Source organism: Paraburkholderia sp. RL17-380-BIE-A (assembly GCF_046028085.1).
Lineage (GTDB): Bacteria > Pseudomonadota > Gammaproteobacteria > Burkholderiales > Burkholderiaceae > Paraburkholderia.
On sequence record NZ_JARESQ010000076.1, the window covers coordinates 1 to 245 of the forward strand.

1 protein-coding gene is annotated in these 245 nt (G+C 64.5%); it reads left to right on the forward strand.

The annotated features are described in order from the left end of the window. A partial coding sequence (locus tag P0D68_RS35600) for an acyl-CoA dehydrogenase family protein (protein ID WP_408303758.1) occupies positions 1-245 on the forward strand: 245 nt, incomplete at both ends.

A 245-nucleotide genomic window follows, 5' to 3' on the forward strand; every position in this document is an offset into this window, starting at 1 on the left:
TTTCATCGAGGAAACCGGCGCCGCGCAGTATTACCGCGACGCGCGCATTCTGCCGATCTATGAAGGCACGACCGCGATCCAGGCGAACGATCTGATCGGCCGCAAGACCGTGCGCGACGGCGGCAAGGTGGCGAAGTCGCTGCTCGCCGGCGTGGCCGAAACGGTCGAAGCGCTCGGTGCGCAGCAGGGTCCGGCGTTCGAGTCGATGAAGAAATATCTTGCGCAGGGGCATCGCTCGTTGGGCA